Here is a 2,394-nt window from a genome sequence, read left to right as displayed (position 1 = left end):
TTGACGTTACTACACAACTTACAGAGCGCGTAAGGACACTTCGAAAAACATCAAAACTTGATACAGGTGAAATGTTCCACTTCATGGAGCAGGTTGAACGCTGGGCGGTAGGTATAAATTGTTTCGTGACGATACCTGATAACTCTGAATATATAAAATTGAAAAGGAAGCAAGAAGAATGAACCTAGCTAAAACAGAAAGAGATTATCCAAGTGGTGGATATTGGCACAAAGAGTGTAAGTGGTGTGGATTTAGCTACATCGGACCTAAACATGAAAATTCCTGCAAGAAATGCGATGACAATCTTCAACGTATGGGAGGGTTTAAGTCTTTAGTTAATCAAGAATTAGAAAAGACAATGCCAGACAACGTAAATAACCCATCACACTACGCATCTGGTGATATTGAGTGCATAGATGCCATAAAAGCCAGCATGACTAAGGAGGCGTTTCTAGGCTATCTCAAGGGCAATATTCAAAAGTATGTCTGGCGATACGAAAAGAAAATTAATCCAGTCGAAGATTTGAAAAAGGCGCGCTGGTATATGGAACGGATGGTTAGTGAGATGGAGGCTGGAAGCAATGGCTAAGAGAAATAACGCATTAGAGAACATGAAAAAGTGGATGGAGGTTATCCCTCAATGTTTGCAAACAGAAAGACAGAAAACCTTTGAAGATGAAGTCGTTAGTCTTGAGTTGGAAATGACTAAAAAGGAGTTTGTGAAAAGAGGTTTTCTACCTCCTGAATTTAAAAGTGAAAGCGAAAAGCGTAGCTGGTTAGAGGCAGTGGTTGAACTGGAGCGCATCGATAAAAAATTAAATCGAGCGCAAAAACAGGTAGAGCGTTTAGAAGAAAGTCGCCGTGAGCACATTAACCGCAATAACTTAAACAGGAAGTGATCATGACTGAAGAACAATACAGAACTTATGCGCAAGTGATAGTGGTTGGTCGTGAATTCATCTCATTTAATCACAACACTATTTCATCTGTTACAGGATTAACACCAGCAAGGGTCGGAACGATTCTGAGAAAGTTACTTGCATTCCAGTGTGTAGAGCATGTTGAAACAAAGAGCCGTAAACGCACTCGCCCAATCAATAACTATGCAGTTACAGACGATGCAATTACTAGACTGAGAAGTCAGTTTGAAAAAGAGCGACTGGCTAACCTTCCACTCTTCCCAAAAGCAAAGAAAGTTGAAGCAAAGAAGCCTAGAAAAGTGCTGGATGATTTTATGTGTGGATTGTCATTTGTCGATAAGGCAAACACGGCAGGCATGGGTAATCCGATGTTGATGAAGTTTGATTCTTTATTGAGTGGGGTGAGAGTGTGAAAACCAAGTCAACAAAAATGGAGCTGGTTAAGTTTGAAAGAAACGAAAAACTATTTCTTAAGGAATATAACGTTACTCACAATAGTGAGACTACAAAGTTAGAACAGAAAATATCTATTGCCAGAGATAGCTTTGGAAGGTTTGAGGTGGATATTGAAATGGATGGATTCCCTCGCATTAGTGATGAAACTGAAGCACTGCTCAAATACGGAGAGTGGCTAGAGCGATTAGGTGTTGCCATTAAACGCGAATCTAAACGTGCGGTAAAGCGAGGCGTCCAATGAACTGCCAATCATGCAATAGACCGCTAACAGATGATGAAATCTACGTGTGCGACGAGTGTGTAAATGAATATCCGCATCTTGAGGTGATGGAAATAGTGAAAGGAGAGGGAGATGCAGAAACTAAGGCGACGGCGCTGTAAAATATGCCGAGAATGGTTTCACCCTAAATACAGCAACATTTGGTGGTGTTGCCCAGAACACGGAGCAGAACTGGCAATAAGGCGAATAAACAAGGAAAAGGAAAAAGTATTAGCAAAACGTAAAAAGGAGCAAAGAGAAAAGGAAGTTAAAGCAAAAGACAAACTCAAAGCCCGCAAGTTAGAAGTAAAACCCCTCTCATATTTCACCAAGCAAGCGCAGACCTCATTCAACGCATTCATCAGAGAAAGAGACAAGGATGAGCCTTGCATCTCGTGTGGTCGTTTTCACGAAGGTCAGTATCACGCAGGACACTATCGAACAACCGGAGCTAATCCAGAGCTTAGGTTTGATGAAGATAACGTCCATAAGCAATGCGCACCATGTAATAACCATCTATCGGGAAATATCGAAAATTACACGCCTAGACTAATAGAGAAAATTGGTCAGGAACGTTTCGATCGACTGATGGGCTCTCATGAATTGCAGAAGTGGAAACGTGAAGATTATGAGCGGATACGTGATCACTACCGAGCAAAGTTAAAGGAGCTGAAAGATGTTCACTGACTTAATCGCAGCTATTGAAGAAGCAAGATATTTAAAATCCAGATCAGGCGGTCGAGTTAACTTCTGTGTAAT

General features: G+C 41.0%; 5 protein-coding genes and 1 pseudogene. All 6 read left to right on the top strand.

Annotation, left to right across the window (positions count from 1 at the left end; all coding sequences use genetic code 11):
• Positions 1–182, top strand: a pseudogene (locus tag ABN212_RS18615) (hypothetical protein); the annotation flags it as partial.
• Positions 179–589 carry a DUF3310 domain-containing protein gene (locus tag ABN212_RS18610; RefSeq protein WP_349443568.1) on the top strand — a complete coding sequence of 137 codons (411 nt, stop codon included), beginning with the start codon at positions 179–181 and terminating at the stop codon, positions 587–589. The pseudogene ABN212_RS18615 and the gene ABN212_RS18610, both read left to right, overlap by 4 nt.
• The gene (locus ABN212_RS18605) at positions 582–899 is read left to right on the top strand and encodes a hypothetical protein (RefSeq protein ID WP_163826885.1); all 318 of its coding nucleotides are present in this window, start codon (positions 582–584) and stop codon (positions 897–899) included. Before ABN212_RS18610 ends, ABN212_RS18605 begins: the two co-directional genes overlap by 8 nt.
• A gap of 2 nt (positions 900–901) precedes the next feature.
• Positions 902–1,333, top strand: coding sequence for a hypothetical protein (locus ABN212_RS18600; RefSeq protein ID WP_349443567.1), 432 nt, complete (start codon positions 902–904; stop codon positions 1,331–1,333).
• A gap of 146 nt (positions 1,334–1,479) precedes the next feature.
• Positions 1,480–1,617, top strand: a complete 138-nt coding sequence (locus ABN212_RS18595) for a hypothetical protein (protein ID WP_349443566.1) — start codon at positions 1,480–1,482, stop codon at positions 1,615–1,617.
• 111 nt (positions 1,618–1,728) lie between these two features.
• On the top strand, positions 1,729–2,322 hold the full coding sequence (locus ABN212_RS18590; RefSeq protein WP_349443565.1) for a recombination protein NinG: 594 nt from the start codon (positions 1,729–1,731) through the stop codon (positions 2,320–2,322).
• Positions 2,323–2,394: the final 72 nt, after the last annotated feature.

Origin of the sequence: Proteus genomosp. 6 (assembly GCF_040139785.1) — a bacterium.
GTDB lineage: Bacteria > Pseudomonadota > Gammaproteobacteria > Enterobacterales > Enterobacteriaceae > Proteus.
The sequence above is the reverse complement of the archived record's forward strand: the minus strand, read 5'-3'. Positions and strand labels throughout refer to the sequence as shown.